The following is a 3,107-nucleotide window of genomic DNA, read 5'->3' on the forward strand; positions in this document are numbered from 1 at the left end:
TCTAAAATCTAAAATCTAAAATCTAAAATCTAAAATCTAAAATCTAAAATCTAAAATTACTCCTCTTCCTGTCCCCAGGTCGACGGACTTCCGTTCCATTCCTGTAAGGTCGATTGCTGGTCTTCGGTAATGTATTGTTTCTGAACCGCTAAATCCAAAAGGTTCTCGTAATTGCTTAAGGTAAACAAATCAATATTGGCCTTTTTGAAGTTCTCTTCTGCCACATTAAAACCGTACGTAAAAATCGCTGCCATTCCTTTAATGTTAGCTCCTTCATTGCGTAAAGCTTCCACAGCCATCAGACTGCTGTTTCCGGTGCTGATTAAATCTTCTACCACAACAACATTCTGGCCTTTTTGCAAAAAGCCTTCCACCTGGTTTTGTCTTCCGTGTTTTTTGGCTTCAGGACGTACATATACAAAAGGCAGTCCGAGGCTCTCGGCCACCAAAATACCAATTCCTATCGCTCCGGTTGCAACACCTGCAATCACATCCGGTTTCCCAAATTGTTTCTCAATATTCTTTGCAAACTCATCACGAACATAATTTCTGATCGTTGGAAATGAAAGAATTAACCTATTATCGCAATAAATAGGAGATTTCCAGCCAGAAGCCCATGTAAAAGGATTTTCTGGATTCAATTTAATTGCATTTATTTGCAAAAGCAATTCGGCTGTTTTTTCGGCAGTATCTTTATTAAAAATCATAGTACAAATGTATAAAGTTTTTGTGAACGACAAACCACTTTTTTTGACAAATGAAATCTCCAGAGAGACTAATTTTCAATTATTCCTGTTAGAGAGTATTGATATTGAGCAGCTTATAGTGAAAATATTTCAAAATAAAATTCAAAAAGCGTACCTCTACCATCCTGATGAAAAGGAAATAATGAAAACGCTCAAGGCTAAAATTCCTGTAACGAAAGCCGGAGGAGGATTGGTTTACAATAAAAAAGGTGAGGTTTTATTTATTTTCAGAAACGGAAAATGGGATTTACCGAAGGGTGGAATCGAAAAAGGCGAAGAAATTGAAGACACCGCCATGCGCGAAGTTGAAGAAGAAACCGGTGTTGGAAAATTAAGTATTACCGATAAACTTCAAAAGACGTATCATGTTTTTAAACGCAACGGAAAATACAAACTCAAAATCACACACTGGTTCGAAATGAACTCCGATTTTGAAGGAACTCCGCAAGGCCAGATCGAAGAAGGCATTGAAAAAGTAGCCTGGCTCAACCCGGAGCAAATCAAAGAAGCACTTAAAAATTCTTATGAGAATATTAAATTATTATTTGCAGAAGAAAATCAATATCAATAAAAAAAATCGCAATAGTACATTGCGATTTAGATCCATTTTCAGAACATAGTTTTATTCTTTATAGCTAAAAATAAACTCAGATTTATAATCGTTTGCTATTTTTCCGCCATTGTTAGTACTAAAGTTCTCCGTCATTTTTGTCATTCTTTCCTTATTGTCAAAAGTGTAATCTGCTTTTGTGGTGTAAACAACACTGTAATTTGAACTTTGATAAACGAAAGTGTCACTGTATTCCGAAATTAAGTTTTCAGAAAGGTCAATCATTAAGGAGTAATTAAAATTTAAGAAACTGTTTAAAAAGCTGTTAAGTTTCCATTCTTCGCCAAACAGCAGTTTTTTGTAACTGTAATTATTTTTGAGGTTAGTGTACTTATAACTCATAAAACGTTCGCTTAAACTTCCGTTGTCCCCAACTTGAGAAAACTTTTCTAAATTGCCGTTTGCGAAATCATATTTGTAAAAATAAGCTCCTGAAAAGATCGTTCGTTTTTCTATTTCATTATTCGAATTAAGCGAAATCTCCAACGATTCTGCCGGATTATTTTCGCTGGTTTTTGTCAAAACTATTTTGCCTGCAAGATGTGTAAAAACAAATTTGGCATTCACGATTTCATCATTTGCCGGACCTGACAATTGTTTTATTTCGGTTATTTTTCCGGCATCACTGTACAGGAAAGTGGTTGTTACTAAAATTTCCTCCGAAGCATTGTAGTCAATTATTTTCGAAACCAGATTCTGATTGTTATAAGCGTAGTTACTATGTTTACCATCAGAGCTTTTAACCGTTGTAAGCTTCTCATTTTCAAATTGCATATCCTGAGAGTAAATCAGTGAATTTTTATAATAATCATTAAATCTGATAGAACTAAGATTGGTTTTAATTTCTGGGTCCGTAATTTCTTCATTAGAGCAGGAAACAATTGCAAGTACAGTAAATAATGCGATGAGCTTTTTCATTTCATTTTGTTTTAAGTTATATTCTCTAGTAGCATATGCTGAGAATAGTTGCGTATTAAAATGTTAAAAATGAAATTGTTGGTTATCCGGGCGTGCCACCATTTAAAAAAAGGCCTGACCAACTTTGCGTTTATGAGGCCTTTTTTTAAATGCTGTCGGGCTATCCGCGCTACTACGGTAGCGTGCTTCTATCCCTCACGCGGAGCGGCACTTTGAGTAGGAATTTTGTTTTCAGACTTTAGTTTTTTGTGCTGGTTAGGCTTTCAATATTAGTGATTGATTTAAATCTGAAAAAATACAGTAGCAAAAAGTCTTACAGTTTTTTCATTGAAATCCCATCCGGATTTTGGCTGAATCATATCATTTAACTACGAATATCAATTAAAACCCCACAGTTATAAATCGGTTTGCCGGACTACAAAAATTATTGTTTTACTTTATAAAAAGAACACCTTTTAGCCTTAGCTGCAGCAGTTTAAAATGTGTTTTTATAAGAAAATCAAAATAATAATCTAAAGAGTTACACGATGAAAGAAAATTTTAAGAGAGCAGCAGCTATAATTACTGCTGTGTTGATTGCTGTTTTTTTTACAGGCTGTCAGCAGGAGGACGAAGTAAGAGGAGTTCCAGAGGGGACAAAAGTCCAGGCTGCCAAAGAATGGTTTAAAGAGTATGAAGGAAAGGGCGATAATTATGTGTACCTCCAGAATCTCATTTACGATTGGCCTGGGGCGATCGTGAAACAAGCTGAAGACGGGACTGAAACGATTGTGATCCCGATAAAAGAATTAAAAACAAACCAGTCAGAAATCTGGCAACAGCGCTTATACCTC

General features: G+C 35.3%; 4 protein-coding genes. 2 read left to right on the forward strand and 2 right to left on the reverse strand.

Annotated features, from left to right (window positions below; translation table 11 throughout):
• Positions 1–56: 56 nt before the first annotated feature.
• On the reverse strand, positions 57–707 hold the full coding sequence (gene pyrE / locus LPB89_RS21830; RefSeq protein ID WP_230703723.1) for an orotate phosphoribosyltransferase: 651 nt from the start codon (positions 705–707) through the stop codon (positions 57–59).
• Positions 708–714: 7 nt separating this feature from the next.
• Between pyrE and LPB89_RS21835 the strand changes: the two genes are divergently transcribed.
• On the forward strand, positions 715–1,317 hold the full coding sequence (locus tag LPB89_RS21835) for an NUDIX hydrolase (RefSeq protein WP_230703724.1): 603 nt from the start codon (positions 715–717) through the stop codon (positions 1,315–1,317).
• A gap of 51 nt (positions 1,318–1,368) precedes the next feature.
• Here LPB89_RS21835 and LPB89_RS21840 read toward each other — a convergent pair whose 3' ends face one another.
• Positions 1,369–2,274 (reverse strand): hypothetical protein, encoded by a 906-nt coding sequence (locus LPB89_RS21840; protein WP_230703725.1) that lies wholly within the window; start codon positions 2,272–2,274, stop codon positions 1,369–1,371.
• Positions 2,275–2,801: 527 nt separating this feature from the next.
• Here LPB89_RS21840 and LPB89_RS21845 point away from each other — a divergent pair.
• Positions 2,802–3,107, forward strand: a 306-nt coding sequence (locus LPB89_RS21845) for a hypothetical protein (protein ID WP_230703726.1), incomplete at its 3' end; no start/stop codon positions are given.

It is taken from the genome of Flavobacterium sp. ENC, from assembly GCF_020991415.1.
Taxonomy (GTDB): Bacteria; Bacteroidota; Bacteroidia; order Flavobacteriales; family Flavobacteriaceae; genus Flavobacterium.